23 protein-coding genes are annotated in these 25,159 nt (G+C 72.0%); 16 read left to right on the forward strand and 7 right to left on the reverse strand.

The genetic code is table 11. The features are described 5' to 3' along the window. The first annotated feature begins 18 nt into the window (after positions 1–18). Complete coding sequence (gene thiC, locus QSK32_RS06105) at positions 19–1,548, forward strand: phosphomethylpyrimidine synthase ThiC (protein ID WP_285471637.1); 1,530 nt, start codon at positions 19–21, stop codon at positions 1,546–1,548. Positions 1,549–1,602: 54 nt separating this feature from the next. On the opposite strand, the gene QSK32_RS06110 is transcribed toward thiC, so the two are convergent. Further along, complete coding sequence (locus QSK32_RS06110; protein WP_045745063.1) at positions 1,603–2,010, reverse strand: ribonuclease domain-containing protein; 408 nt, start codon at positions 2,008–2,010, stop codon at positions 1,603–1,605. Positions 2,011–2,146: 136 nt separating this feature from the next. Continuing rightward, positions 2,147–3,622, reverse strand: coding sequence for a hypothetical protein (locus QSK32_RS06115; protein ID WP_285471407.1), 1,476 nt, complete (start codon positions 3,620–3,622; stop codon positions 2,147–2,149). A 595-nt stretch (positions 3,623–4,217) separates the two neighbouring features. On the opposite strand from QSK32_RS06115, the gene QSK32_RS06120 reads away from it, so the two are divergent. From QSK32_RS06120 to QSK32_RS06140, 5 genes are read left to right on the forward strand one after another with little or no spacing between them, the layout of a single operon-like run. Continuing rightward, on the forward strand, positions 4,218–6,878 hold the full coding sequence (locus QSK32_RS06120) for a sensor histidine kinase (protein ID WP_285471408.1): 2,661 nt from the start codon (positions 4,218–4,220) through the stop codon (positions 6,876–6,878). After that, entirely contained in the window at positions 6,875–7,282 is a 408-nt protein-coding gene (locus tag QSK32_RS06125) for a roadblock/LC7 domain-containing protein (protein ID WP_083449312.1), read from the forward strand. The genes QSK32_RS06120 and QSK32_RS06125 overlap by 4 nt, the downstream gene beginning before the upstream one ends. A 43-nt stretch (positions 7,283–7,325) precedes the next feature. After that, entirely contained in the window at positions 7,326–7,688 is a 363-nt protein-coding gene (locus QSK32_RS06130) for a DUF742 domain-containing protein (RefSeq protein ID WP_045745065.1), read from the forward strand. Beyond that, positions 7,669–8,289, forward strand: a complete 621-nt coding sequence (locus QSK32_RS06135; RefSeq protein ID WP_045745066.1) for a GTP-binding protein — start codon at positions 7,669–7,671, stop codon at positions 8,287–8,289. Before QSK32_RS06130 ends, QSK32_RS06135 begins: the two co-directional genes overlap by 20 nt. Then, on the forward strand, positions 8,231–8,836 hold the full coding sequence (locus QSK32_RS06140; RefSeq protein ID WP_083449313.1) for a GNAT family N-acetyltransferase: 606 nt from the start codon (positions 8,231–8,233) through the stop codon (positions 8,834–8,836). Before QSK32_RS06135 ends, QSK32_RS06140 begins: the two co-directional genes overlap by 59 nt. A gap of 181 nt (positions 8,837–9,017) precedes the next feature. Here QSK32_RS06140 and QSK32_RS06145 read toward each other — a convergent pair whose 3' ends face one another. Beyond that, on the reverse strand, positions 9,018–10,163 hold the full coding sequence (locus QSK32_RS06145; protein ID WP_285471409.1) for a uroporphyrinogen-III synthase: 1,146 nt from the start codon (positions 10,161–10,163) through the stop codon (positions 9,018–9,020). A 630-nt stretch (positions 10,164–10,793) separates the two neighbouring features. On the opposite strand from QSK32_RS06145, the gene rplM reads away from it, so the two are divergent. The 3 genes from rplM (at position 10,794) to glmM (ending at position 13,435) form a co-directional block, all read left to right on the forward strand. After that, a complete protein-coding gene (gene rplM, locus QSK32_RS06150) occupies positions 10,794–11,237 on the forward strand; it encodes a 50S ribosomal protein L13 (RefSeq protein WP_045744307.1) in 444 nt (147 codons plus the stop codon). A gap of 20 nt (positions 11,238–11,257) precedes the next feature. Continuing rightward, positions 11,258–11,755 (forward strand): 30S ribosomal protein S9, encoded by a 498-nt coding sequence (rpsI, locus tag QSK32_RS06155; protein ID WP_045744308.1) that lies wholly within the window; start codon positions 11,258–11,260, stop codon positions 11,753–11,755. A gap of 327 nt (positions 11,756–12,082) precedes the next feature. Then, positions 12,083–13,435, forward strand: a complete 1,353-nt coding sequence (gene glmM, locus QSK32_RS06160) for a phosphoglucosamine mutase (protein WP_045744309.1) — start codon at positions 12,083–12,085, stop codon at positions 13,433–13,435. Positions 13,436–13,490: 55 nt separating this feature from the next. Here glmM and QSK32_RS06165 read toward each other — a convergent pair whose 3' ends face one another. Then, positions 13,491–14,678: a pyridoxal phosphate-dependent aminotransferase gene (locus QSK32_RS06165; RefSeq protein WP_285471410.1), complete on the reverse strand. Its 1,188-nt coding sequence runs from the start codon at positions 14,676–14,678 to the stop codon at positions 13,491–13,493. Positions 14,679–14,757: 79 nt separating this feature from the next. Beyond that, positions 14,758–15,633: an MmpS family transport accessory protein gene (locus tag QSK32_RS06170; protein WP_052720770.1), complete on the reverse strand. Its 876-nt coding sequence runs from the start codon at positions 15,631–15,633 to the stop codon at positions 14,758–14,760. Positions 15,634–15,869: 236 nt separating this feature from the next. Here QSK32_RS06170 and glmS point away from each other — a divergent pair, with 236 nt between their 5' ends. After that, positions 15,870–17,753 carry a glutamine--fructose-6-phosphate transaminase (isomerizing) gene (gene glmS, locus QSK32_RS06175; RefSeq protein ID WP_045744311.1) on the forward strand — a complete coding sequence of 628 codons (1,884 nt, stop codon included), beginning with the start codon at positions 15,870–15,872 and terminating at the stop codon, positions 17,751–17,753. Positions 17,754–17,772: 19 nt separating this feature from the next. Here the strand turns inward: glmS and QSK32_RS06180 are convergent, their stop codons facing one another. Both QSK32_RS06180 and QSK32_RS06185 read right to left on the reverse strand, forming a co-directional pair. Further along, the gene (locus QSK32_RS06180) at positions 17,773–19,329 is read right to left on the reverse strand and encodes an alpha/beta hydrolase (RefSeq protein ID WP_285471411.1); all 1,557 of its coding nucleotides are present in this window, start codon (positions 19,327–19,329) and stop codon (positions 17,773–17,775) included. 72 nt (positions 19,330–19,401) lie between these two features. After that, a complete protein-coding gene (locus QSK32_RS06185) occupies positions 19,402–19,731 on the reverse strand; it encodes a hypothetical protein (protein ID WP_285471412.1) in 330 nt (109 codons plus the stop codon). A 225-nt stretch (positions 19,732–19,956) separates the two neighbouring features. Here QSK32_RS06185 and QSK32_RS06190 point away from each other — a divergent pair, with 225 nt between their 5' ends. Genes QSK32_RS06190 through ung form a run of 6 tightly spaced genes read left to right on the forward strand, consistent with a single transcriptional unit; the run spans position 19,957 to position 25,150 of the window. Further along, entirely contained in the window at positions 19,957–20,331 is a 375-nt protein-coding gene (locus tag QSK32_RS06190; RefSeq protein ID WP_045744314.1) for a holo-ACP synthase, read from the forward strand. 15 nt (positions 20,332–20,346) lie between these two features. Then, a complete protein-coding gene (locus tag QSK32_RS06195) occupies positions 20,347–21,798 on the forward strand; it encodes an NAD(P)H-hydrate dehydratase (protein ID WP_285471413.1) in 1,452 nt (483 codons plus the stop codon). Positions 21,799–21,844: 46 nt separating this feature from the next. After that, the gene (gene alr, locus QSK32_RS06200; RefSeq protein ID WP_045744316.1) at positions 21,845–22,966 is read left to right on the forward strand and encodes an alanine racemase; all 1,122 of its coding nucleotides are present in this window, start codon (positions 21,845–21,847) and stop codon (positions 22,964–22,966) included. Beyond that, complete coding sequence (locus tag QSK32_RS06205; protein ID WP_045744317.1) at positions 22,963–24,024, forward strand: alpha/beta fold hydrolase; 1,062 nt, start codon at positions 22,963–22,965, stop codon at positions 24,022–24,024. Before alr ends, QSK32_RS06205 begins: the two co-directional genes overlap by 4 nt. Further along, on the forward strand, positions 24,021–24,470 hold the full coding sequence (tsaE, locus tag QSK32_RS06210; RefSeq protein ID WP_045744318.1) for a tRNA (adenosine(37)-N6)-threonylcarbamoyltransferase complex ATPase subunit type 1 TsaE: 450 nt from the start codon (positions 24,021–24,023) through the stop codon (positions 24,468–24,470). The genes QSK32_RS06205 and tsaE overlap by 4 nt, the downstream gene beginning before the upstream one ends. Beyond that, a complete protein-coding gene (ung, locus tag QSK32_RS06215; protein ID WP_083449228.1) occupies positions 24,467–25,150 on the forward strand; it encodes a uracil-DNA glycosylase in 684 nt (227 codons plus the stop codon). The genes tsaE and ung overlap by 4 nt, the downstream gene beginning before the upstream one ends. Positions 25,151–25,159: the final 9 nt, after the last annotated feature.

Consider the following 25,159-nt stretch of genomic DNA (forward strand, 5'->3'; position numbering starts at 1 on the left):
TCCATATTTGTGGAGGTATTGATCGTGCGACGCAAGGTCTATGTGGAAGGTCCGCGACCGGACATCCGGGTGCCGTTCACCGAGGTCGTCCTCAGCGGCGACCACCCGCCGGTCCGGCTCTACGACACGTCCGGACCGGGCGGCGACCCGGAGGCCGGACTGCCGCCGCTGCGCACCCCGTGGCGGACCGGGCGCACCCAGCTCGCCTCCGCGCGGGCCGGGATCGTCACGCCGGAGATGGAGTTCGCCGCGATCCGCGAAGGGGTGCCGCCGTCGGTCGTCCGCGACGAGATCGCGGCCGGCCGCGCGGTGCTCCCGGCCAACGTCAACCACCCGGAGTCCGAGCCGATGGTGATCGGCTCCCGGTTCCTGGTGAAGGTCAACGCGAACATCGGCACGTCCGCGGTCACCTCGTCGGTCGCCGAGGAGGTGGAGAAACTGACCTGGGCGACCCGGTGGGGTGCGGACACCGTGATGGACCTGTCCACCGGGCCGCGCATCCACGAGACCCGGGAGGCGATCGTCCGGAACTCGCCGGTGCCGATCGGAACCGTGCCGATCTACCAGGCCCTGGAGAAGGTGAACGGCGACCCGCTGAAACTGACCTGGGAACTGTTCCGGGACACGGTGATCGAACAGGCCGTGCAGGGGGTCGACTACATGACGGTCCATGCCGGGGTACTGCTGTCCCACGTGCCGCTGACCGCCGAACGGGTCACCGGGATCGTGTCCCGGGGCGGATCGATCATGGCGGCCTGGTGTCTCGCCGAGCACCGGGAGAACTTCCTCTACACCCACTTCCGGGAGCTGTGCGAGATCTTCCGGGAGTACGACATCACGTTCTCCCTCGGCGACGGGCTGCGTCCCGGGTCGATCGCGGACGCCAACGACGAGGCGCAGTTCGCCGAATTGCGGACACTGGGGGAGCTGACCGGCATCGCCCGTTCCCTCGACGTGCAGGTGATGGTCGAGGGCCCCGGCCACGTGCCGATGCACAAGATCAAGGAGAACGTCGACCTGCAGGCTGAGATCTGCGACGGGGCGCCGTTCTACACGCTGGGCCCGCTGACCACCGACGTCGCCCCGGCCTACGACCACATCACGTCGGCGATCGGCGCCGCGATGATCGGCATGTTCGGGACGGCGATGCTCTGCTACGTCACCCCCAAGGAACACCTCGGACTGCCGAACCGGGACGACGTGAAGGCCGGGATGATCGCTTACAAGATCGCGGCGCACGCGGCGGACCTGGCGAAGGGGCACCCGGGCGCGCAGGAGTGGGACGACGCGCTGTCCCGGGCGCGGTTCGACTTCCGCTGGGAGGACCAGTTCGAGCTGGCCCTGGACCCGGAGACGGCCCGCGCGTACCACGACGAGACGCTGCCCGCGGCGCCCGCCAAGACGGCGCACTTCTGCTCGATGTGCGGGCCGAAGTTCTGCTCGATGAAGATCAGTCACGAGCTGCGGGCGGCCGGACTGCGGGCCAAGTCGTCGGAGTTCCGGGAATCCGGCGCCCGCGTCCACCTGCCGATCACCACGGCCACCTGAGTCACCGCCTCCTTCCGGGGTACGGCGCTCACGGCGTACCCCGGAAGGAGGGGGTCAGAGCTTGTAGAACGTGACGTAGTGGTCCGGCGTGAACCAGGTCTCCTTGGTGCTGCGGTTGACCACGATCCGGTACGCGTCCCGCGACGCCCCGCGGGCCCGGGAGTAGACGTCGTACTCGCCGTAGGAGGCGCCGGCCGGCAGCTGACCCTCGCGGTTCTGGAACGTGCCGCCGGTGTAGTTGTAGTTGCCGTACGGCCAGGCGTACCAGCCCGCGGTGGTCGGCCAGCTGAGCGAGGACCAGCCGGTCCGCGCGGTCCGCGCGTCGGTGCAGCGGCTGATGGTGCACGTCGAGTAGACCGCGGCCTGGGCGGCGTCGGTGCTGGTGGGAGCTACGACGGCGGGTGCCACCAGGGCGGCGCCGGCGAGGGAGACGGTGAGGAGGAAACGGCCGAGGATGGTCATGATCGGACTCCGATGCCATCGGGGGATGCGACCCGGACATGGCTCATCGTCACCGGCGGGGAGTCGGTGCGGTACCTCCCGGCCGCATCATTCCATCGGCGTTCGCCTATCTGTCACGCGTTTTTCCGCATGCTTTTCACGCGCCGCCGAGGCCGTTCACCCAGTCGACGTAGTCGCCCTCGCCGGGCTTGGCGCGGCCCGGCGGCGTGGCCGTCCCGGACTGGGCGGCGGCGAACCCGTCGAATGCGGGATCGCCGGCCGGGGACGCCGTCGTGGCCGCGGCAGGGGACGCCGGGGTCGCCTCGCGGCGGGAGCGCCAGCCGCCACGGATCGAGGAGGCGCGGCCCTCGGCCGGAGGCTGCTGGCCGGAGAAGCGGGGCCCGGCATCCGGCTGGGCGGGCGAGGTCGGCTGTTCCTGCGGCTGGCCGTAGGTCTGGCCCTGCGCCGAGCCGTAGGTCTGACCGCGCGGGGCCTGCGGCGGAACCGTAGCCTGACCGGACGCCGAGGCGAGGTCGGCCAGCGGGTGCGGGCGGCCGGACGTCGTGAAGATGCCGGTGTCCGAGGGGCGGAGCTGCTCGTCGGGGCGCTGGGCGGCGACCGCGGCGGCCTGGGCGATCGCGGACTGGGTGGGCACGTCGCGCCGGGGGAGCGGGTTGTCCGCCTCAGGAGCGGAAGCGGTGGTGTCCGGGGCCGGCGGCTCGGGGGTGGCGACCACCGGGGCCGACGGGCTGCTCGGCCGGTCGTCGCGGGGGCGGCCCGATCCGGGCGCGGGCCGGACGATCGCGGCGAGCACCGAGCCCAGCACGCCGGCACCGGCCGCGGTCATCGCGGCCCAGTAGGGGCTCAGGGTGAAGCCCGCGCCGCCGGAGCCGGGGCCGGCGATCAGGTAGGCCATCGTCAGCAGGGCCGGGCCGGGCAGCCCGGCCAGCGCCACGGCCAGGACCGGCATCCGGTGTCCGCGGGCGGTCCAGCCGACCACCAGGCCGGCGAGCAGGGCCAGGGTCGGCATGGTGAGGAACGGGGTGCGCCCGCTGAGCGCGGCCGGGATCAGGTCGCCCTCGAGCACACCGAGCCGCGAGGTGATCGTCGCGCCGCCGGGCTTCAGCGACGGGCCGATCGAGATCAGCGCGACGATCCACATCAGAACGGTCAGGGCGACGATGTTCCAGCGGGCGGCGGGCCGGGCCGCGGCGGCCCAGGCGGCGAAGATGCCGATCGCCGCGCCGAGGCCGGCGCAGACGCCGATGACGAAGGCCGGGTGCACCCCGGTGACCTGCGCGGCGCGGGCCGGCTGCATGGTCAGCGGGAGGGTGGCCAGCGCGCCGAGGGCGGCGGACAGGCCCATCACCAGTGCGCCGCCGGTGCCCACCGGCTGGGGCAGCCAGCGCTGTCGCAGACTCACGCCGACCACGGCGCCGATCGCGGCGGCGGTCATGGCGATCCAGGCGACCCAGGCGAGCTGCGACGTCCACTGATCACGCGCAGTGACCTCGATGACGCGGTCGAACCGCACCAGGGTGAGCGCGTAAGCGATGCCGAGCTGGCCGGCGCCGACCACCGCAGCGGCGGTGGCGGTGGCGGCCGACAGCTTCACCCAGCTCCGAAATGCCATGGTGAGCACGTTACGGAATATTCGGCGTGACACGCCAGTCAGGCGTCCGCTTCTTAAGAAATCCTAAAGTCTCGATCATGGGTGATCGATCGGCGTGACTACTGCGTGATCACACTCCGTCATTCGAGACTCGTATATCGGTAGTTGCCACGCGTTCGTCCGCAGTGGACACTGTCGCGACACGGACAACGAGTCCGTCGCGTCGCGCCGATCCTTGCCACCGTGAGACGCCACCGTGGGACGGCGGATGAGCCGCGATAAACCGAGGTCGCGGGATGATCGTCCCACATAGTGGTTGAAATCGAGATGGTGTTCGGTGAGCGCGTGATCACGGAAGGTCGCGAGTGAGGTATTCGCGCACGTCAACCCCGGGAGCTCGGCGATGCCGCGCTCGCGCGCGCGCCTATCACCCGGACACGCGGGTTGTTCGCGGGAGGATCCAGGCTTCCCAAACGGTCCGGCGTTCTGATGAAATCGCCGCCGTGCCGAAAACGGCGCGGGCCCTTCTGTGGGCATCGGACGAGGCCGGACCGCAGCGTCCGATGAGCCGTCCGACGTGGTGGAGCTCAGCCGGGACGACCGCGAAGGAGATGTCGTGAGCACGGGATTCGCGGCTCTGCCCGCACGACGCGGCGGCCTGGGGATCCGCGGCAAACTCGCCGGCCTGCTCGTCCTGCCGCTGGCCGCGGTGCTGGTCCTGGCGACGGTCCGGCTGATCGAGGTCGGCGAACGCGCCGGCGACGCCGGCCGGGTGACCGAACTCGCCGCACTCGGATCGGACCTGTCCGAACTGACCCGCCTGCTGCACGAGGAGCGGATGACCGCGGTCGGCTACCTGGCGGTGCCGGCCACCCAGGAGACCGGTTTCCGGGAGGCGGTCAAGGCCGTCGACACGCAGATCCAGCTGATCCGCGCCGACCGTTCGGCGATCGAGCAGGTCCCCGCCGAGGTCGCCGCCCGCCTCGACGGCGTCGACGACTCGCTGGCCGGGCTCGCCGCGATCCGCGCCGGAGTCGGCGGGCGTGCCGACCGGAACGTGTCGGAGACCGCCAAGCGGTACGGCGTGGTCCTGACCGGCCTGTCCGGGTACGAGACGGTGGTCAGCCGGGTCGCCGAGCCCGGCGTGGTCGCCGACAGCCTGCGGGCACTGGCCGCGTTCAGCAAGATCGAGGCGGCGGCCGCCGAGCAGGCCGTCCAGGCGTATGTGGCCCGGCTCACCGGGGACGCCGGCGCGGACCGGCAACGCGCCCTGATCTCCGCCCAGGCGATCCGCGCGGACGCACTGGCCGACTTCCGCGCCGTCGCGGACACCCAGCAGATCGCCCTCGTCGAGTCGGTCCTCGGCGACGAGGAGGTCGTCCGCGCGGACGCCGTGACCGCCCGGCTGACCGGTCCGAACACCGCTTCCCCGGAGGAGATCGCCCAGGTCTTCGGTGACGTCGTCGCCCTGCTCAGCGGCGCCGAGCAGCAGATCGAGGCGGAGGTGGCCGCGGTCGCGGGCTCCGCCAGCACGGCCAGTTCCCGGCGCACCACGATCGAGTTCGTCGTCGTGCTGCTGGTGCTGCTGATCGCCGTCGCGCTCGCCTTCTACCTGGCCCGTTCGCTGCACATCTCGGTGCGCCGGCTGCGCGAGGGCGCGCTGGCGGTGGCCAACCGCGACCTGCCGGACGTCGTCCAGCGGCTGCAGGACGCGGAGAACCTCGGCGAGGGCGGTGTCGACCGGATCGTCGCGCAGACCAGGAACCCGATCCGGATCGTCGACCGCGACGAGTTCGGGCAGGTCGCCGAGGCGTTCAACATGGTGCACCGGGAGGCCGTCCGGGTCGCCGCCGAACAGGCCTCGCTCCGCGCCAGCCTGTCCACGATGTTCCTCAGCCTGGCCCGGCGCAGCCAGACCCTGGTCGACCGGATGATCGGCGAACTCGACCAGATCGAGCGCAACGAGGAGGACCCGAAACGCCTGGCCCGGCTCTTCGAGCTGGACCACCTGGCCACCCGGATGCGCCGTAACGACGAGAACCTGCTGGTGCTGGCCGGCGCCGAGGTCGGCACCCCGCGCCGCGAGGACGCGCTGCTGGTCGACGCGATCCGGGCCGCCCAGTCCGAGGTCGAGCTCTACCACCGGATCGAGTTCGGCAGCATCGACACCGACATCTCGGTCGCGTCGGCAGCCGTCAACGACGTGGTCCGCCTGATCGCCGAGCTGCTCGACAACGCCACCCGCTTCTCCCCGCCCAACACCGTGGTGATGGCGCACGGCAGCCGGTCCGGTGACCGGGTGCTGGTGCAGGTGGAGGACCACGGCCTGGGCATCTCCGCCGACCAGCTCGACCAGATCAACCGGCGGCTGCACGCGCCGTCCGACGTGGACGCCGGCACCTTCCGGCTGATGGGCTTCGCGGTCGTCGGCCGTCTCGCCGCCCGGCACGGCATCGGCATCGACCTGCGCCCCGGCCCGGAGGGCGGCACCATCGCCGAGGTGTCGCTGCCCGCGGACATCGTCATCATGCCCGGCCTGCCCGCGCCGCCTGCCCGCCCGGTGAGCTGGTCGCGGCCGGTGCCCGCGGTGGAGTCCCGGCCGGCGAACCGGGCACCCCGAGCGGCCGAGCCCGCCTACCGGGCGACCCGGCACGCGCCGCCACCGGCCGAACTGGACCTGAAACCCACCACCGGCCGTCCGAAACTGCCCACCCGGGTCCCGCAGGACACCGGGGAGACCCCGGGCTGGGGCGCCTCGTTCGAGGCGTTCCCCGCGCCGGCCGAGCCGGAGCCCACCCCGGCTCCCGCCCCGGCCGCCGCCACGGCGCCGATCCAGATGGAGATGCAGCAGGGCTGGTTCGACGGGGAGACGGCCGACGACGGGCGCGGCATGCCCACCGCCGGATACGCGCCACCGCCGAGCGGCGTTCCCCTGCCGCCTCTGCCGCCACCGCCCACCATCACCGTGCCCCGGCCCCGGGAAGCGGTGGAGGATAGGTGGAAGACCACGGCCGACGACGGGTGGCAACGTGCCAGGGCGGCAGCCGAGCCGCAGCACGCCGGGACGACCCGGACCGGCCTCCCGAAGCGGGTTCCGCAGGCGCAACTCGTGCCCGGAGGGGTGCAGAGTGTGCAGCGGGTTCAACAGCGTCGCAGCCCGGACGACGTCCGTGGACTACTGTCCGCGTACCACCGCGGCGTGCAACGGGGGCGGACGGACGGCGTTGCCGAAACCGCCGCCGCAGCAACATGGGCTCCTAAGGAGAATGATCAGTGACCAGGCCCCCCACCATGCACGACATGGGCTGGCTGCTCAGCAACTTCGCCGACAGTGTCGCCGGCATCGCACACGTCGTGGCGGTCTCCGCCGACGGCATCCTGCTGGCCTCGTCCCGGGACCTGCCCGCGGACCGTGCCGACCAGCTCGCCGCGATCACGTCGGGCGTGGTCAGCCTCACCGACGGCGCGTCGCGGATGTTCGACGCCGGTGCGGTGCAGCAGACCATCATCGAAATGGACAGCGGATACCTTTTCCTGATGTCCATCAGCGACGGATCGTCGATGGCCGTCCTGGCGTCGCGGAGCAGCGACGTCGGCCAGGTCGGCTACGAGATGGCCCTCCTGGTGGAACGCGTCGGCGCGGCGCTGTCGCCGACGCGTCGCGAGGCCGTCAGCTACTAGACGCCGGGGCCGACCGCTCCGGTGGAGACGAGGTGACCGCGACATGACAGAGCCGCACGATCCCCGGGGCAACCTGGTGCGGCCGTACGCGGTCACCCGTGGCCGGACCGAACCGATCCGGGACATCCCGATCGAGGCGGTCCTGGTCGCGGGTTCGGCAGCCGTGCAGGAGGCACGGTTCGCCGGGCACGACAAGTACCGCATCGCGTTGTTGTGCGAGCCCAAGGCCCAATCGCTCGCTGAACTCGCGGCGCTCACCCGCTTACCGCTCGGGGTCGCCCGGGTGCTCGTCGCCGACATGGTGGCCGACGGGCTGCTCACGCTGCACAGTGCCGCTCCCCGAACCGGATTCTCGGAGCGGATGGACCTGCTGGGAAGGGTTTTAGGTGGACTTCGCAAGCTCTGATCGGGCGGCGACACAACCCACGGAGATCACCTCCGCGAAGATCGTCATTGCCGGCGGGTTCGGCGTCGGCAAGACGACTCTCGTCGGTGCGGTCTCCGAGATCGAACCGTTGACCACCGAGGCGGTGATGACCTCCGCCGGCGCCGGGATCGACGACGCCTCCAAGGTGCCGGGGAAGGCCACCACCACGGTGGCGATGGACTTCGGCCGGATCACCATGGCCGACGATCTCATCCTGTACCTGTTCGGAACGCCCGGACAGACCAGGTTCTGGTTCATGTGGGACGAGCTGATCCGGGGCGCGGTCGGCGCGGCCGTGCTCGTCGACACCCGGCGTCTGACCGACGCGTTCGCGCCTCTGGACTACTTCGAGAACCGCCACCTGCCGTACCTGGTGGCGGTCAACTGTTTCGACGACGCGCCCCGCTACGAGCCGGAGGAGGTCCGCGAGGCGCTCGCGATCCCCGCCCACGTGCCGCTGCTCATGTGCGACGCGCGGCATCGTGATTCGGTCAAGGCCGTACTGATCGGGGTGGTCGAGCATGCGATGGCAACCCTGGTGGCCGAGCACGAGAAGGGCCACCCGGCACCGGTCGGTTAGGCGGATCCCCCGGTTCCCGGACCGGATCCTGCGCGGCGGGAACGTGGTGTTGCGGGACCTCCGCGTGTCCGACGCGGAGGATCTGGTCACCGGGGTCACCGACGCGACGACGCAGCGCTGGCTGCCGCTGCCGCACGACTACACGGTCGAACACGCCCTGACCTTCATCACCAGGACCGCGCCCGGCACCCGGATCGGCGGTGCGGGCCTGGTCCGGGCGATCGAGGCGGAGGGGCGCTTCGCCGGCCTGATCGACCTCAAACGCACCGACTGGACAGCGCGGGTGACCGAAATCGGTTACTGGGCGATGCCCGGTTCCCGGGGCCGGGGCGTGGTCACCGAGGCGACGTCGATCCTGGCCCGCTGGGTGCTGCAGGAGCTGGGTTTCGAGCGCACGGAACTGCGCGTGGCCACCGGCAACATCGCCAGCAACCGGGTCGCGGTCAAGGCCGGGTTCCGCCGCGAGGGCGTCGCGCGCAGCGCGGGCATCACGCACGGCGGACGGGTGGACCTGGTGATCTACTCCCGGATCCGGTCAGACCTCTGACGATCCCCCGGCTTTTGAAGATCAAAGTCGGAGGATCGATGTCGTAGCGGGGTGGGTGGTGCGGACCGTCGCTCCCGCCGAGGGCCCGGCGACTCCCGCTGGCCGCTACGCGTCCAACCCGCGAGAGCCGCCGGGCGGCCTGCGTGAGCGGTTGCGCCCCACCCCGAGTCGCCCGGTGGGGTCAGACAGGTAGCCGGTAGCCGCGTTTGACCACGGTCTGGACCACGCCGGGCAGGGCCAGACCGGCGCGGAGACGGGCCACCGCCATCTCGACCGCGTGCTCGTCGGCGCCCCGGGGCAGCGCCTGCAACAGCGCCGCCCGGGACAGGACACGGCCGGGGGATTCGGCCAGGGCCCGCAGCACCGCCATCGGGGCCGGGGCCAACTGGCGCAACTCGCCGTCCACGATCGCCGCGTGTCCGCGGAGGGTCAGCGCATGACCGTTGATCTCCAGATTGACCGCGCGCCGGGGCAACTCGTCGACGACGGTCCGGACCAGCGCACTGAGCCGGGCCCGTCCGGGCGTGACAGCCGGCACACCCTGCCGGCGCAGCGGTTCCGCGGTGACCGGCCCGACACAGGCGGCCATCACGTCGGCGCGCAGTGCGTCCAGCAGGGCGTCCGCGCCGGTCCCGGCCGCGCGCAGCACCGCCTGGACGGCGGCCGCCGAGGTGAACGTCACGGCGTCCACCAGCTTGGCCATGATCAGGTCGACGAGGCGGTGCAGCGGGGCCGGGTCGGCCGGCGGCGCCCAGCGGTAGACCGGCGCCTCGATCACCCGGGCGCCGGCGGCGACGAGCGCGGCGGTGTACTCCGGCTGACTCTCGCCGTGCAGCTGCATCGCCACGGTCAGCCCGGTCAGGCCGCGGGTGGTCAGGTGGTCGACGACCTCCTCGTACCCCTCGCCCTCGGGTGACCAGTGATCCTTCAGGCCGGCGGCACGGACCGCGGCCCGGGCCTTGGGCCCGCGGGCGACCAGGTAGGCGCGGCCGAGCACCGCCCGCAGCGGTTCGGCGAGCCCCCAGCCCTCGGCGGCCTCCAGCCAGCCGCGCATGCCGATGCCGGTGTTGACCAGCACGATGTCGGGTGGATCGTCGAGGCAGGCGCGGGTGGCGGCGCGCAGCTCGGCGTCGTCGGCGATCGGGACGATGCGCAGCGCGGGGGCGATCACCACGCGGGCGCCGCGGGCCTCGAGGAGGGTGGCGAGCTCGTCCTTGCGGCGGTCGGCGGTGACGCCGATCGTGTATCCGGACAGCGACGCCGCCGGTTCGGCAAGCGCGGCCGCGGTCAGCACCGTCCGTCGTGTGCCCGGGGTCCGGTCGATCATCCGATCCCCGGGGCGAGAAGTCGCGGCGTGGCCGAACGGTCCACCGAAGGGCACGCTCGAAGCCCGCCGTCCTCAGCGTCGACCCGCTCCCATGTCACGCCTGCGTTCTTCGCCGTGCCTCCGTCCGGGGCACGCCGCGACTCCTCCTCGCCGAACCGGCGAGCCGGCCCGGCGGACATCGTCAGGTCCGTCCTCAACCCTGACGATGGTCCTCCCATGGAACGCCCGGAGCCGCGGCGTCGGCCATAACCGGGCCGCGTAGTCTTCGGGTCGCCTCCATTGGCCATGCACCGAAGCGTGCCGGGGGCGAATTTCGGTCGAGCGTCCCTTTTGTTTCAAGCCTGCTAAGAGGCGTCGGGGTGACTTGACCCACCCGCTTCGGGGGCGTTCGTCGCATCGAGTATGCTTGGCTCGTTTGGGGTTCCGCCAGGGCTGAGTGTTTGCAACCAGAACGCTCGCCGGGTTCCTAGTGCCCTAGACACTGCCTGTTTTGACCACGCGCCGCGTAGCCGGGTACTGTTGCCTGCTGTTGTGCGACTGTTGCGAGTGGTCCCTATGCGGGGTCGCTTGACGCATCGACTCGATGCGACCAGCGCGCGCCCCAGACCGACGACGAGACAAGGTAATTCTGTGCGTACGTACAGCCCGAAGCCGGGTGAGATCGAGCGTCAGTGGCACATTATCGACGCTTCTGACGTCGTTCTGGGCCGCCTGGCTACCCACACCGCCACTCTCCTGCGCGGTAAGCACAAGCCGACGTTCGCCCCTCACGTCGACACCGGCGACTTTGTGGTGATCATCAACGCTGGCAAGGTCGCTCTGACCGGCAACAAGCGGCAGACCAAGGTCGCCTACCGCCACTCCGGTTACCCGGGTGGTCTCAAGCAGATCGGCTACGAGGAGCTGCTCACCAAGCGCCCCGAGAAGGCGATCGAGCTGGCGGTCAAGGGCATGCTGCCGCACAACAAGCTCGCCCGCCAGATCATCAAGAAGCTGAAGGTCTACCCGGGCGCTGAGCACCCGCATGCTGCCCAGCAGCCGCAGCCGTTCGAAATCACCCAGATCGCGCAGTGAGCGCGGGAGAAGGCACCAGCATGACTGACATCATCGAGCCCGAGGTCGTCGAGACCGTCGAGGAGCCCGCTGAGACGGTCGTCGTCGTCGAGACGGCCGCGCCGGCCCCGGTCCGCGCCCCGCGTCCCGGTGACCGTCCCGTCCAGACCGTCGGCCGCCGCAAGGAGGCCATCGTCCGGGTGCGCCTCGTGCCCGGCAGCGGCAAGATCACCTGCAACGGCCGCGACCTCGAGAACTACTTCCCGAGCAAGGTCAACCAGCAGCTCATCCGTGAGCCCCTGGTGACGGCCGAGCGCGCCGAGCAGTTCGACGTGATCGCGAACCTGCGTGGCGGCGGCATCACCGGCCAGGCCGGTGCGCTGCGTCTCGCCATCGCCCGCGCCCTGATCACCGTCGAGCCCGACGACCGCCCCGCCCTGAAGAAGGCCGGCTTCCTGACCCGTGACGCGCGCGTCAAGGAAAGCAAGAAGTACGGTCTCAAGAAGGCCCGTAAGGCTCCGCAGTACTCGAAGCGCTGATTTTTGCGCCGCTTCTGATCGACGGCCGAGTGCACCCCCGTCTCACGGGGGCTGTGCTCGGCCGTCGGTGTTTCACCGTGGGGCCGTCGTGGTTTCACCGCGGTCGTCGCCGCTTCACCGCGGGGCCGTCGGTGTTCCACCACGAGGGCCATCGCTGTTTCACCGCGGGGGCCGGCCACAGCCCCCGCTGTTCCGCCTCGAAGGCTCAGCACAGCCGTCGTTGCTCTACTTCACTTCCCTCCCCAACTAGCCGTTCCGGTACTCCTGAACAGCGGCACCCTTGTTGCAGGCTTGAGGTCAGCGTGTTACCGGCGAAAGGAAGCCGTTATGGGGCGACTCTTCGGCACGGACGGCGTTCGCGGACTGGCGAACGGCGACCTGCTCACTCCGGAGTTGGCTCTGCAGGTCGCCGTCGCGGCCGCCAGAGTCCTGGTCGAGACTGACAGCAGTCACCAGCCGATGGCCATCGTGGGACGTGACCCGCGGGCCAGCGGCGAGATGCTGGAGGCCGCCGTCGTCGCCGGCCTGACCAGTGCCGGGGCGAACGTGGTGCGGGTCGGCGTGCTGCCCACACCGGCGGTCGCGTTCCTCGTCGGGGAGACCAACGCCGACCTGGGTGTGATGCTCTCCGCGTCGCACAACGCCATGCCCGACAACGGCATCAAGCTCTTCGCCGCCGGCGGCACCAAGCTGCCGGACGAGCTGGAGGAGCGCATCGAGAAGGCGATCGAGGACGGGCACGGGCTGGTCGGCCGTCCCACCGGAGCCGGCATCGGCCGGGTCCACGACCTGCTCGACGGCGACGCGGCGTACATCAAACACCTCGTCGACTCGATCCCGCACCGGCTGGACGGCATCAAGGTCGTGGTGGACTGCGCGAACGGCGCGGCCAGCGAGGTCGGGCCGGTGGCGTACCGCGAGGCGGGCGCCGAGGTCATCGCGATCCACGCCGAGCCGGACGGCATCAACATCAACGAGAACTGCGGCTCGACCCACCTGGACAAGGTGCGCGAAGCCGTGATCCGTGAGGGCGCCGACCTGGGCCTGGCCCACGACGGCGACGCCGACCGTTGCCTGGCCGTCACCGCGTCCGGCGAGGTCGTCGACGGCGACCAGATCATGGCGATCCTGGCGCTGGCCATGCGCGACGCCGGCACCCTGACCGGCGACACGCTCGTCGCCACGGTGATGAGCAACCTGGGCCTGCGGATCGCGATGAAGCAGTCCGGCGTCAAGCTGATCGAGACCAAGGTCGGCGACCGGTACGTGCTGGAGGAGCTGCAGAGCGGCGGCCTGGCGCTGGGCGGCGAGCAGAGCGGGCACATCGTGATGCCGGAGTTCGCCACCACCGGCGACGGCGTGCTGACCGGCCTGCACCTGATGGCGCAGGTGGCGTCGTCCGGCAAGTCGCTCGCCGACCTGGCCTCGGTCGTGCACACCCTGCCGCAGGTCCTGATCAACGTGAAGGTCGGCGACCGGGAGGCCGGCGCGGCTGCCCCGACCGTGCAGGCCGCGGTGGCGCTCGCCGAGGCGGACCTGGGCGAGACCGGCCGGGTGCTGCTGCGCCCGTCCGGCACCGAGCCGCTGGTCCGGGTGATGGTGGAGGCCGCGACCGAGGAGAAGGCGCGCAGCGTCGCCGAGGTCATCGCGGAAGAGGTCCGGTCGGCCAGCCCGGCCTGACCGATCCTGATCTGACGAACGGCCCCGGAGGACGCCTCCGGGGCCGTTTCGCACGTCAGGTCAGGGATTTGAGACGGCGGACCGCCTCGTCGATCACGTCGGACCGCTTGCAGAAGGCGAACCGGATCAGGTGGCGCCCGGCGTCCTGATCGTCGTAGAAGACCTGGGTCGGCACGGCCACCACCCCGCCACGACGGGGCAGATCACGGCAGAACTCGACACCGTCGACGCCGCCCAGCGGACGGATGTCGGCGGTGACGAAGTAGGTGCCCTCGGACGGCAGCACCCGCAGCCCGGCCTCGGTCAGCCCGGCGACCAGACGGTCCCGGCGATCCTGCAGGCCGGCGGTGAAGTCGTGGAAGTAGTCGTCCGGCAGTCCGAGCGCCACCGCCACGGCGGGCTGCAGCGGCGCGGCGTTGACGAACGTCAGGAACTGCTTGACGCGCAGCATCGCGGAGACGAGCGGCGCGGGACCGGTGGCCCAGCCGACCTTCCAGCCCGTACACGAGAAGGTCTTGCCCGCTGAGGAGATGCGCAGGGTGCGTTCGCGCATGCCGGGCAGGGACGCCAGTGGCAGGTGCGGGGTGGCCGCGTCGGAGAAGACCAGGTGCTCGTAGACCTCGTCGGTGACGGCGTGCACGTCGTGTTCCTGGCAGAGGTCCGCGATCAGCTCCAGCTCGGCGCGGGTGAAGACCTTGCCGGTGGGGTTGTGCGGCGAGTTCAGCAGGACCAGGCGGGTCCGCGGGCCGAACGCGGCACGGAGCTCGGCCTCGTCGAACACGAACCGCCCGTCCGGCCCGGGACGCAGGGTGACCGGCCGGCGGACGGCGCCGGCCAGGGCGATCGAGGCCGCGTACGAGTCGTAGTACGGCTCGAAGCAGATCACCTCGTCACCGGTCTCGCAGAGGGCCAGGACGGTGGCGGCGACCGCCTCGGTGGCGCCGGCCGTCACCCCGACCTCGGTGTCCGGGTCGCGGGTCAGGCCCCAGAACCGCTGCTCGTGGTCGGCGATCGCGGCGCGCAGGGCGGGGATCCCGGGCAGTGGCGGATATTGGTTGGCACCTGAGGCCAGCGCCTCGGCCGCTGCGGCGAGCATCTCGGGCGGACCGTCGGTGTCCGGGAAGCCCTGTCCGAGATTGACCGCGCCGGTGCGGACCGCCAGCGCGGACATCTCGGAGAAGATCGTGGTCCCGAACGGGCGCATCCGCTGGACCAGCGGATCTCCCGGCTGCGCTGTGGTCACCGGTCTCCTCGATGTCGTGAGGCGTGGTCCGACGCTCACGTCACCGGTCTTCTCGATGCCGTGGGGCGTCGTCCGACGCTCAGTCGAACACGAACTTGTTGCAGGTCGTGGTGGCCCAGGCGCCGTTGGCCGACCGTTGTGCCGCGATCTCGCCGTCCATCGTGGCCTTGCAGGCGATCTCGCCGTCGTCGCCGCCGCTGCGCTGCGCGGTGATCGAGAGCAGTGCGGGCACCTGCACCGTGGCGGTGAACGTCCACGGCAGGTCGACGTCGTCGAGGACCTGGGGTGCACCGCCGAGCTGCTCGGTGTAGAGGATCTTGGCTGGTCCGTCACCGGTGACCTCGTAGGTGACCTTGATCTCCCGGCCTGCGCCGATGCCCGGGATGTCGGGCAGCCCGGTGGGCAGATCGGTCGGCAGGTCCGTCGGCAGGCCGGTGGGGAGATCGGTGGGCAGACCGGTCGGGAAGCCGGTGGGCAGCGTCGGGTCGAGGATCGGCGCGACGGCCTCCTTCGCCGAGTCGACGGTGTTGCGGACCAGCAGCACCCCGGAGGTGATCACGCCGCCGCAGAGCAGCACCGTGATGGCCACGATCACGGCGATCAGCGGGGCGTTGCTGCGCCGCGGCGGGGGCGGCGGGGCGTACCCGGGAGGGGCGTATCCCGGCGGCGGGTATCCACCCTGGCCGTACCCCGGCGGGGGTGAACCGGGCGGGGACGCGGTGCCGTAGTCCGGCGGGTGGCCCGGCGGCGCGTAGTTGACCGGCGGGAACGACGAGGTCGGCGGGTAGTCCCCGGCGGGTGCTCCGGTCGGCGGCGCGTAGGGCGCGGGCGGGAACTGCGCCGGCGGGAACTGCGAGGTGGCGGGATCGCCGGACGGCGGTGTGGCCTGACCCGGATTGAACTGCGGCGGACGGGGCGGCTGGGGCGGCTGGGGCGGATCGCTCTGGTCGCTCATCTGTCCTCCCGGTCGGGCCGCCGTGACGGTGCCGTAGCCGACGGTACGTCAGTCGCGCACCGTCCCCGTCACCCACCCATACGGATGACAGGCGTACGCGGCTGTTCCCCGGGCGTCCGAGTTTGCCGGGACGAGCTGACCGATGGGAGGATGCCCGATGTTCCGATCAGATGGGATGCTCGAAAGTGCGCCCCACGAGCATGACGGATGAGCGAAAGTCGGTTACGCTGCCCGTCATGTGTGGGATCGTGGGTTACGTTGGCAATCGACCGGCATTGAGTATCGTCCTGGACGGGCTCCGCCGTCTGGAGTACCGCGGATACGACTCCGCTGGAGTCGCCGTCATCAACGGCGGCAGCGTCCTGACCGAGAAGAAGGCCGGCAAGCTGGCCAACCTGGAGAAGGCGCTCGCCGAGCGCGCCACGGACGGCATCGCCGCCGGCGTCACCGGCATCGGGCACACCCGCTGGGCCACCCACGGCGGCCCCACCGACCGCAACGCCCACCCGCACCTGTCGGCCGACGGCCGGGTGGCGGTCATCCACAACGGCATCATCGAGAACTTCGCCCGGCTGCGCGCCGAGCTCGAGGCGACCGGCGTCGAGTTCCACAGCGACACCGACACCGAGTGCGCGGCCCACCTGCTGGCCGCGGAGATGCGGGCGCTGCGCGAGTCCGGCGCCCAGGACGGGCCGGCCCTGCTCGCCGAGGGCATGCGCCACGTGGTGAGCCGCCTGGAGGGCGCGTTCACGCTGCTCGCCGTGGACGTCGACGTGCCCGGCGCGGTGGTCGCCGCCCGGCGCAACTCGCCGCTGGTGGTCGGCCGCGGCGACGGTGAATACTTCCTGGCCAGCGACGTGTCGGCGTTCATCGAGCACACCCGCGAGGCGATCGAGCTGGGCCAGGACCAGGTCGTCCTGATCACCCCGGACGCCATCGAGATCACCGGCTTCGACGGCACCCCGGCGACCGGCACCGAGTTCCACATCGACTGGGACGCCTCGGCCGCGGAGAAGGGCGGCTACGACTACTTCATGCTCAAGGAGATCGCCGAGCAGCCGCAGGCCGTCGCCGACACGCTGCTGGGCCGTCTCTCCGAGCGCGGCGAGATCATCCTGGACGAGGTCCGGCTCACCGACCAGGACCTGCGGGACGTCGACAAGGTCTTCATCGTCGCCTGCGGCACCGCCTTCCACGCCGGCATGGTCGCCAAGTACGCCATCGAGCACTGGGTCCGCATCCCGTGCGAGGTGGAGCTGGCCAGCGAGTTCCGCTACCGCGACCCGATCCTGGACCGCTCCACGCTGGTGATCGCGATCAGCCAGTCCGGCGAGACCATGGACACCCTGATGGCGCTGCGCCACGCCAAGGAGCAGAAGGCCCGCGTCCTGGCGATCTGCAACACCAACGGCTCCACCATCCCGCGCGAGTCGGACGCGGTGCTCTACACGCACGGCGGCCCGGAGGTCGCGGTCGCCTCCACCAAGGCGTTCCTCACCCAGCTCGTCGCCTGCTACCTGATCGGCCTGCACCTGGCCCAGATCCGCGGCGTGATGTACGCCGACGAGGTCGCCGCCGTGGTCTCCCGCCTGCGCCGCACCCCGGACAACCTGCGGACGCTGCTCGACGGGATGGAGGACGTGCGGGCGCTGGCCCGGGACCTCAAAGAGGCCTCGACGATCCTGTTCATCGGGCGGCACGTCGGCTTCCCGGTGGCCATGGAGGGCGCGCTCAAGCTCAAGGAGCTGGCCTACATGCACGCCGAGGGCTTCGCCGCCGGCGAACTCAAGCACGGCTCGATCGCCCTGATCGACCAGGGCACGCCGGTGGTCTGCGTGGTGCCGTCACCGCAGGGCCGCGGCGTGATGCGCGACAAGATGGTCTCCAACATCCAGGAGGTCCGGGCCCGGGGCGCCCGCACCATCGTCATCGCCGAGGAGGGCGACGACGACGTGGCGCAGTTCGCCGACCACCTGATCCTGGTGCCGCACACCCCGACCCTGCTGGCGCCGCTGATGACCACGGTTCCGCTGCAGATCCTGGCCTGCGAGATCGCCGCCGCCCGCGGCCACGACGTGGACCAGCCCCGCAACCTGGCGAAGTCGGTCACCGTCGAGTGATGTGCCGGTGAGCCGCGGCTCACCGGCCTTCCGCGGGTGTGTCGCCCAGGGCCAGGGTGGCCAGGGCATCCAGAGCCGGCCGTCCGGGTTCCCAGTAGCCCAGGTGGCCGGCTTCCGGCTGACTGGCGAAGACCCGTCCGCCGAACGCCGGATCACTCGGGTTGGTGCCGAACCACAGATCCCGCTCCGGCCGGCCGAAGGCGAACGCCGGCCCGACCACCGGTACGGCCCCCGAGATCGCCAGGTCGCGGGCGAGTCCGGCCGGGGCGAGCGCGGCGTACTGGATGACGTCGGTCCTCGACGTCGACGACCAGACCTGGTCGGCCGGGACACTCAACTGCTCGGCTGATCGCACGCCGACCCCGGGCGACCCGACGAACACCAGCCGATCGGCCTCCAGCGGTCCGGTGGCGGCCTCCCCGACGACCAGCGAGCCGTAGCTGTGCCCGAGCACGGTCTGCACCGCCGCCGGGCCCTCGTGGGTGACCCGCAGACCCTCCTGGAACCGGCGCAGACCGGCCGCACCGGCGATCGCCTGCCGGTCGGAGAACGCCTCGTCGAGGAAGTCCGGGGCGTCGTAGTCCAGCCACAGCACGGCGCTCGCCGCACTCGCCGGTCCCAGCTCCGCAGCCCGGTCGGCGACCCGCCCGGCCCGGGTCAGCTCACCACCGATCGAGGCCAGACCGGAGGTCATGCCCGGTACGTGGGTGAGCACCGACCGCGACCGGTCCGGATCACCGAGCGCCACCACGGCCCGGCCCTCACCGGCGACGTCCAGGCCCACCAGGTAGGCCCGGCGTCCGGCGTCGTCGCCGAGCCGGGCGTCCAACTCGTCCAGGCCGTCGCGTAGTCCGCGGTCGGCGGTGCCGGCGCGGTGGTCCGGGAGCAGCAGCCGGTTCGCCAGGTCCCGGTCCGCGATCGGGATGCCGTCGGTGGACCCGAGCGGGCCCGGTTCGGTGACCAGCAGCCAGTTGCGTTCCGCCGGAGTCAGGCCGGCCCACCAGCGGCGGACCTCGGCCGGCGACGCGGTGCAGCCGGGCCGGCCGGCTCCCTGGGGCGCGGCGGCCTCGGGGGAGAGCTCGTGCAACCGGGCGGCAGCGGACTCGTCGGCGCCGGCGGCGACCGTCAGGGCCGCGGCGAGGTCGGCCGCGGCCAGGCCCGCGGCGGCGGAGACCGAACCCGCCGTGGTGGCGGAGGCCGAATCCGCTGACTCCGGTGAACGGGACCGGACCGTGCCGGTGTCGTCGATGATCAGGCCAGCGGCTTCGGCCCGGGTCCGGGCCCGGTCGAGCAGTGCCCGAGCCCGGTCGAGCGCCGCGGCGAACTCGCTGAGCGCCTGGTCGGCCCGCCAGCAGAAGAGCCGGAACAGGGTGAGACGCCGTCGTAGCCCGCGCAGCCGGGACCCGGCGGCCGTGGCGGTGGGACCGGACCAGATCGCCCGCAGGCCCGCGGCGAGCGGCTCGAACTCGGCGGCCAGCACCCCGGCGACGGCCGCCCAGCGGCGCCAGGACAGCGCGGCCGCCCACCACCGGCCCGGATCGGTGACCCGCAACCGGGCGTAGACGACAGCGCTCACCGGGTCACCCGCAACCGTGCGTGGACGAGGGTGCTCATCGGGTCACCCGCAACCGGGCGCGGACGAGTGTGCTCATCGGGTCAGCCGCAGGCGGGTGGCGGCTCGGGCGTCGGCCTCCTCATACGCCCGGGCGGCGGCGGTGATCCGCTGAGCGGTCTCGGCGGTGTCGTTCCCGATCAAGGCGAGCGACCGGCGGGCGGCGCCGGCGGCGAGATCGGCGGCGGTGGCGGTGGCCCAGCGGGGAGTCGTCTCGGTGTGCGGGGCGGCGGCACCGGCGCCGTCCAGTCGACGGGCGGTCGCTTCGACGTCGGCGGCGTGCCGGCGCAGGTCGGCGGTGTCGGCCTGAAAAACCGTGGCGGCCTGAAAAACGGAAGCGGTGTCGGCGTGCGGATCGGGATTCATCGGCGGCCTCCGGTGGCGAGGTGGGCGGGTGGGACGTACGGGATGGGGATGCGCCGACGGTAGGGGCCGGGCCGGGGCGCCGGGGCGGCCCTGTGGACAGCCCACCGGGCGCCGGGATCCGGTTGTCCACAGGCCTTGTGGACCTGGTCGGTGCCGAGGTCTGGGCGGTGCGGTGCGGTCACTCGTACGCTGGAAGCAGCCGGACCCACCGCTAGGGTGACCGGTGTGATCGTGTCTGTCGGCATCGACGTCGTCCTGGTGGAGCGTTTCGCCCGTGCCCTGGACCGCACCCCGCTGCTCGCTGACCGCCTCTTCACCGAGGCCGAACGCGTCACCGGATCCGGTGGTCCCCGGTCCGCGGAGTCGCTGTCCGCGCGGTTCGCGGCGAAGGAGGCCGTGGCCAAGGCTCTCGGCGCGCCGGCCGGTCTGCGCTGGCACGACTGCGAGATCGTCACCGATCCGGACGGCCGGCCGTGGTTGACCGTTTCCGGTACGGTCGCCGCCGCGGCGACCGCGCGCGGGATCGGGCGGTGGCATCTCTCGCTGTCCCACGACGGCGGGATAGCGTCCGCAATGGTGGTCGCGGAGACCGGGACTTGACCCCTGGGAGGGCACATGCGTCAGGCGTGGCGGGTCGCGGACGTCCGTGCGGCGGAGAAATCGCTGATGGCCCGGCTGCCGGAGGGCGTGCTGATGCAGCGGGCAGCGGCCGGTCTGGCCCGGCGATGCGCGCTGTTGCTGGAGGCGGCCGGCGGCGTCTACGGCGCCCGGGTGCTGCTGCTGGTCGGCAGTGGTGACAACGGCGGCGACACGCTCTATGCCGGCGCGGCGCTGGCCCGTCGTGGGGCTCAGGTCCGCGCCCTGCTGCTGAACCCGGACCGGGTGCATCTGGCCGGTGTGGCGGCGTTGCGCGCGGCCGGCGGGTTCACCACCGGGGAGCTGCCCGCCCGGGCCGATCTGGTGCTGGACGGCATCGTCGGGATCGGGGCGAGCGGCGGCCTGCGGGAGTCTGCCGTGGCGATCGTGCGCCGCCTCGGTGACCTGCGCGGGCGGACCGGGGAGCGGGCGACGGTGGTGGCTGTCGACGTGCCCAGCGGGGTGGCCGTGGACACCGGTGACGTGCCGGGTGAGGCGGTGACCGCGGATGTCACGGTGACGTTCGGCTGTCTCAAACCGGCGCACGTGCTGGGCGCCGCGGCCACCCGCTGCGGGCTCATCGATCTGATCGATATCGGTATCGGGCCGGTTCTGGTGGCCGATCCGGCGGTCCGGGTGGCGGAGGCTGCCGACGTCGCCGGGTGGTGGCCCCGGCCCGGCACCACCTCGGACAAGTACAACCGCGGTGTGGTCGGTCTGGCGACCGGTTCGGAGCAGTATCCCGGCGCCGCCCTGCTCTCGGCCACCGGTGCGCTCGCCGGTCCGGCCGGCATGGTGCGCTATGCGGGCAGCGCCCACCGCGAGGTGGTCCGTGCGCATCCGTCGGTGGTGGTGGCGCCCCGGGTGGCCGAGGCCGGCCGGGTGCAGGCCTGGGTGTGCGGTTCCGGTCTCGGCACCGATGCCGCGGCGCGCACCGAGCTGCGCAGTGTGCTGGCCACGTCGTTGCCGGTGCTGCTGGACGCGGACGCGATCTCGCTGCTGGTCGGAGGTGAGCACGCCGAGGATCTGCGGCGCGACGCCCCGCTGGTGATCACTCCGCACGACGGTGAGTTCAAGCGGCTGGCCGGGGAGGCGCCGGGCGCGGACCGGGCCGGTGCGGCGGCCCGGCTGGCGGCCTGGACGAACGCGGTGGTGCTGCTCAAGGGCGACCGGACGATCGTGGCGTCGCCGGCCGGCGAGATCTGGGCCAATCCCACCGGCAGTCCGGTGCTGGCCACCGCCGGGACCGGGGATGTGCTGGCCGGGCTGCTGGGGTCGCTGCTGGCGGCCGGGGTGCCGCCGGTGCGGGCGGCGGTCGCGGCGGCGTACGTGCACGGTCTCGCCGGCCGCCGGGCGGCGCAGGGCGGTCCGGTGTCGTCGTCGGACGTGGCGTGCGCCCTACGCCCGGTACTCGCTGATCTGCTGGACTGACCCGGGGCGGCCGGAAACTGTCATACGCCTCAGTAGGGTGGAAGACATGTGGCAGGCCGAAGTCCGCGTCGATCTGGACGCCATCCGCGACAACGTGGCGGCGTTGCGCGCCCGCACCTCGGCCGAGGTGCTGGTCGCCGTCAAGGCGGACGGTTACGGCCACGGCATGGTGCCGGCGGCCCGCGCCGCGCTGGCCGGCGGTGCGACCTGGCTCGGTGTCGCCACCCTGGACGAGGCGCTCGAGCTGCGCCGGGCGGGTCTGCCGGCCCGGGTGCTGGCCTGGCTGCTGGCGCCGGGTCTGCCGCTGCACGAGGCGGTCGCCGCCGACATCGACCTGGCTGCGGCGTCGCCGGAGCTGCTCGACGAGATCGTCGTGGCGGCCCGGCGGGTGGGCCGGCCCGCGCGGGTTCACCTCAAGATCGACACCGGGCTGGCCCGGGGCGGCGCCACCCCGGCGGAGTGGCCGGTCCTGGTGGACGCGGCCGCCAAGGCGCGCGACGCCGGTGACATCGAGGTGATCGGGGTGTTCAGCCACTTCGCCTGCGCCGACGAGCCCGGCCACGAGTCGGTCGACCGGCAGCTGGCCGCCTTCACCGACGCCCTCGCGGTGGCCGAGCGGCACGGGGTCGTCCCGACGCACCGGCACATCGCCAACTCCGCGGCCACCCTGACCCGGCCGGACACCCACTTCGACCTGGTCCGGATCGGTGTGGCGGCCTACGGCCTGTCCCCGGTGGCCGGCGAGACGTTCGGCCTGCGCCCGGCGATGACCGCCCGGGCCCGGGTGACCATGGCCAAACGGGTGCCGGCCGGCCAGGGCGTCTCCTACGGCCTGACCTATCGCACCCCGCGCGAGACGACGCTGGCCGTGGTGCCGCTGGGCTACGGCGACGGGGTGCCCCGCCACGCGTCCAACACCGCGCCGGTGCTGATCGGCGGCGTGACGGCCCGGATCGCCGGCCGGGTCTGCATGGACCAGGTGGTGGTCGACGTCGGCGACGAGCCGGTCCAGCCGGGCGACGTGGCCACCCTGTTCGGGCCGGGCGACGACGGCGAGCCCACCGCGATCGACTGGGCCGCGGCGACCGGCACGATCCACTACGAGATCGTCACCAGGTTCGGCAGTGGCCGGGTGCCACGGCGTTACACCGGGGAGGTCGAGCGGTGATCCGGGGCAGGGCGGTGGCCGGCGTCTTCGGCGCCGCCGTCGGTGTGGCGGCGGCCGGCCTGGCCACCGCGTTCGCGGTCGAGCGGGTGCTGGTGCGGCGGTCGGTCAACGCGCCCGGCGACCCGTACACCGAGGAGCCGTTCGGTGAGCAGGTGTTCGACGAGGAGCTGACGGTGACCGCGGCCGACGGCACCGACATGCACGTCGAGATCGTCGAGCCGGCCGAGGCGAACGACAAGCCCACCATCGTCTTCGTGCACGGGTTCGCCCTGGACATGGGCACCTTCTACTTCCAGCGCAAGCTGCTCACCGAGCGCGGCGACCAGCGCCTGGTCTTCTACGACCAGCCGGGTCACGGCCGGTCCGGGCGTCTGCAGTCGGGCACCTACGACATCGCCGCGCTGGGCCGCTCGCTGGCCGCGGTGCTCGACGAGGTGGTGCCGGACGGGCACATCATCCTGGTCGGCCACTCGATGGGCGGCATGACCATCATGGCGTTCGCCGAGCAGTACCCGGAGTGGTTCGGCAACCGGGTGACCGGCGTGGTGCTGATCTCCACCTCGGCCGGGCTGGTCGACAAGACACAGCTCGGCATCACCAACCTGGTGGCCCGGGCCAGCGCGCCGTTCTTCCCGCTGTGGGACAAGGCGGCGCACCTCGGCGGCGGCACCATCGACCGGGCCCGGATCGCCTCCTCCGATCTGGCCTGGTTGCTCACCCGGCGGTACGGGTTCGGCGAGCCCAAGCCGAGCCCGACACTCGTCACGTTCGTCGAGACGATGAATTCCAGGACCTCGGTCGAGACGCTGACCAAATATCTGCACACCCTCTACACCCACAACCGGTTCCCGGCGCTGTCCGCGTTGCGGGGCGTGCCGGTGCTGGTGATCGTGGGCACCCGCGACTACCTGACCCCGGTCACCCACTCCGAGGAGATCCTGCGGCACCTGCCCGAGGCCGAGTTGTTGAAGATCGACAACAGTGGCCACGTGGTGATGCTCGAGAAGGCCGACGAGGTCAACGCGGCACTGCTCCCCTTCCTGGAGAAGATCTCGTGAAGTTCACCACGGTCGACGAGACCCGCGACTTCGGCCGGCGGCTCGCCGGTCTGCTGCGGCCCGGCGACCTGCTGCTGCTCACCGGCCCGCTGGGCGCCGGCAAGACCGCCCTGGTGCAGGGCATCGGGGCGGGGCTGGGGGTGCAGGGCCCGATCACCTCGCCGACCTTCGTGATCGCGCGGGTGCACCGCGGTCCGGTGCCGCTGGTGCACGCCGACGCCTACCGGCTGGGCGACCGGCCGGACCCGCGCGCCGAGATCGACGACCTCGACCTGGACGCCTCGGCGGACGACGCGGTCACGGTCGTGGAGTGGGGCGCCGGGCTGGTGGAGCAGCTCAACGACGAATACCTGCAGGTCGCCATCGACCGGCTGGACGACGACACCCGAGTGATCGACCTGGTGCCGCACGGCGGCGACTGGGCACACCGACTGGAGAACATGTGAACCTGATCGAGCTGCTGCCCGCCGAGTGGCGGACCGAGCTGTCGCCCTTCCTCGACGAGGCCGCCACGGCGACACTGGGCGAGTTCGTCGAGGCGGAGTACGACTCGCAGACGATCTACCCGCCGCGGGAGGACCTGTTCAACGCGTACCGGCTGTGCCTGCCGGAGCAGACCCGGGTGCTGATCCTCGGCCAGGACCCGTACCACGGTCCCGGCCAGGCGCACGGCCTGAGCTTCAGCGTCCGCGAGGGGGTCCGCAAGCCCCCGTCGCTGGGCAACGTGTTCAAGGAGCTCTCCGAGGACGTCAACATCGCCAAGCCGGCCGACGGCGACCTGACCGGCTGGGCGCGGCAGGGTGTGCTGCTGCTCAACGCGGTGCTGACCGTCCGGGCGGGCAAGGCCGGCTCGCACGGCAACAAGGGCTGGGAGGCGTTCACCGACGCCACCATCAAGGCGCTGAACGAGCGGGACGAGCGGATCGTCTTCCTGCTCTGGGGCAGCTACGCCAAGAAGAAGGCGTCCCTGATCACCAACCCGGTGCACGCGGTGCTGGAGGCGGGGCACCCGAGCCCGCTCAACCGGGTCGGTTTCCTGGGCAGCCGCCCGTTCAGCGCGGCCAACAAGGCTCTCGCCGACGGGGGACGGCCGGTCATCGACTGGGACCCGAAGGCCACCGTCTAGGGTCAGCCT

The sequence above is a fragment of the Actinoplanes sp. NBRC 101535 genome (assembly GCF_030269225.1).
Classification (GTDB): domain Bacteria; phylum Actinomycetota; class Actinomycetes; order Mycobacteriales; family Micromonosporaceae; genus Actinoplanes; species Actinoplanes rectilineatus.

Bases quoted from the DNA above. Each gene is read 5' to 3' on its own strand.
- QSK32_RS06110 (WP_045745063.1), bottom strand. From the start codon at position 2,010: ATGACCATCCTCGGCCGTTTCCTCCTCACCGTCTCCCTCGCCGGCGCC.
- QSK32_RS06115 (WP_285471407.1), bottom strand. From the start codon at position 3,622: ATGGCATTTCGGAGCTGGGTGAAGCTGTCGGCCGCCACCGCCACCGCC.
- QSK32_RS06130 (WP_045745065.1), top strand. From the start codon at position 7,326: ATGACAGAGCCGCACGATCCCCGGGGCAACCTGGTGCGGCCGTACGCG.
- QSK32_RS06140 (WP_083449313.1), top strand. From the start codon at position 8,231: ATGCGATGGCAACCCTGGTGGCCGAGCACGAGAAGGGCCACCCGGCAC.
- QSK32_RS06145 (WP_285471409.1), bottom strand. From the start codon at position 10,163: ATGATCGACCGGACCCCGGGCACACGACGGACGGTGCTGACCGCGGCC.
- rpsI (WP_045744308.1), top strand. From the start codon at position 11,258: ATGACTGACATCATCGAGCCCGAGGTCGTCGAGACCGTCGAGGAGCCC.
- glmM (WP_045744309.1), top strand. From the start codon at position 12,083: ATGGGGCGACTCTTCGGCACGGACGGCGTTCGCGGACTGGCGAACGGC.
- QSK32_RS06170 (WP_052720770.1), bottom strand. From the start codon at position 15,633: ATGAGCGACCAGAGCGATCCGCCCCAGCCGCCCCAGCCGCCCCGTCCG.
- glmS (WP_045744311.1), top strand. From the start codon at position 15,870: ATGTGTGGGATCGTGGGTTACGTTGGCAATCGACCGGCATTGAGTATC.
- QSK32_RS06185 (WP_285471412.1), bottom strand. From the start codon at position 19,731: ATGAATCCCGATCCGCACGCCGACACCGCTTCCGTTTTTCAGGCCGCC.
- QSK32_RS06195 (WP_285471413.1), top strand. From the start codon at position 20,347: ATGCGTCAGGCGTGGCGGGTCGCGGACGTCCGTGCGGCGGAGAAATCG.
- alr (WP_045744316.1), top strand. From the start codon at position 21,845: ATGTGGCAGGCCGAAGTCCGCGTCGATCTGGACGCCATCCGCGACAAC.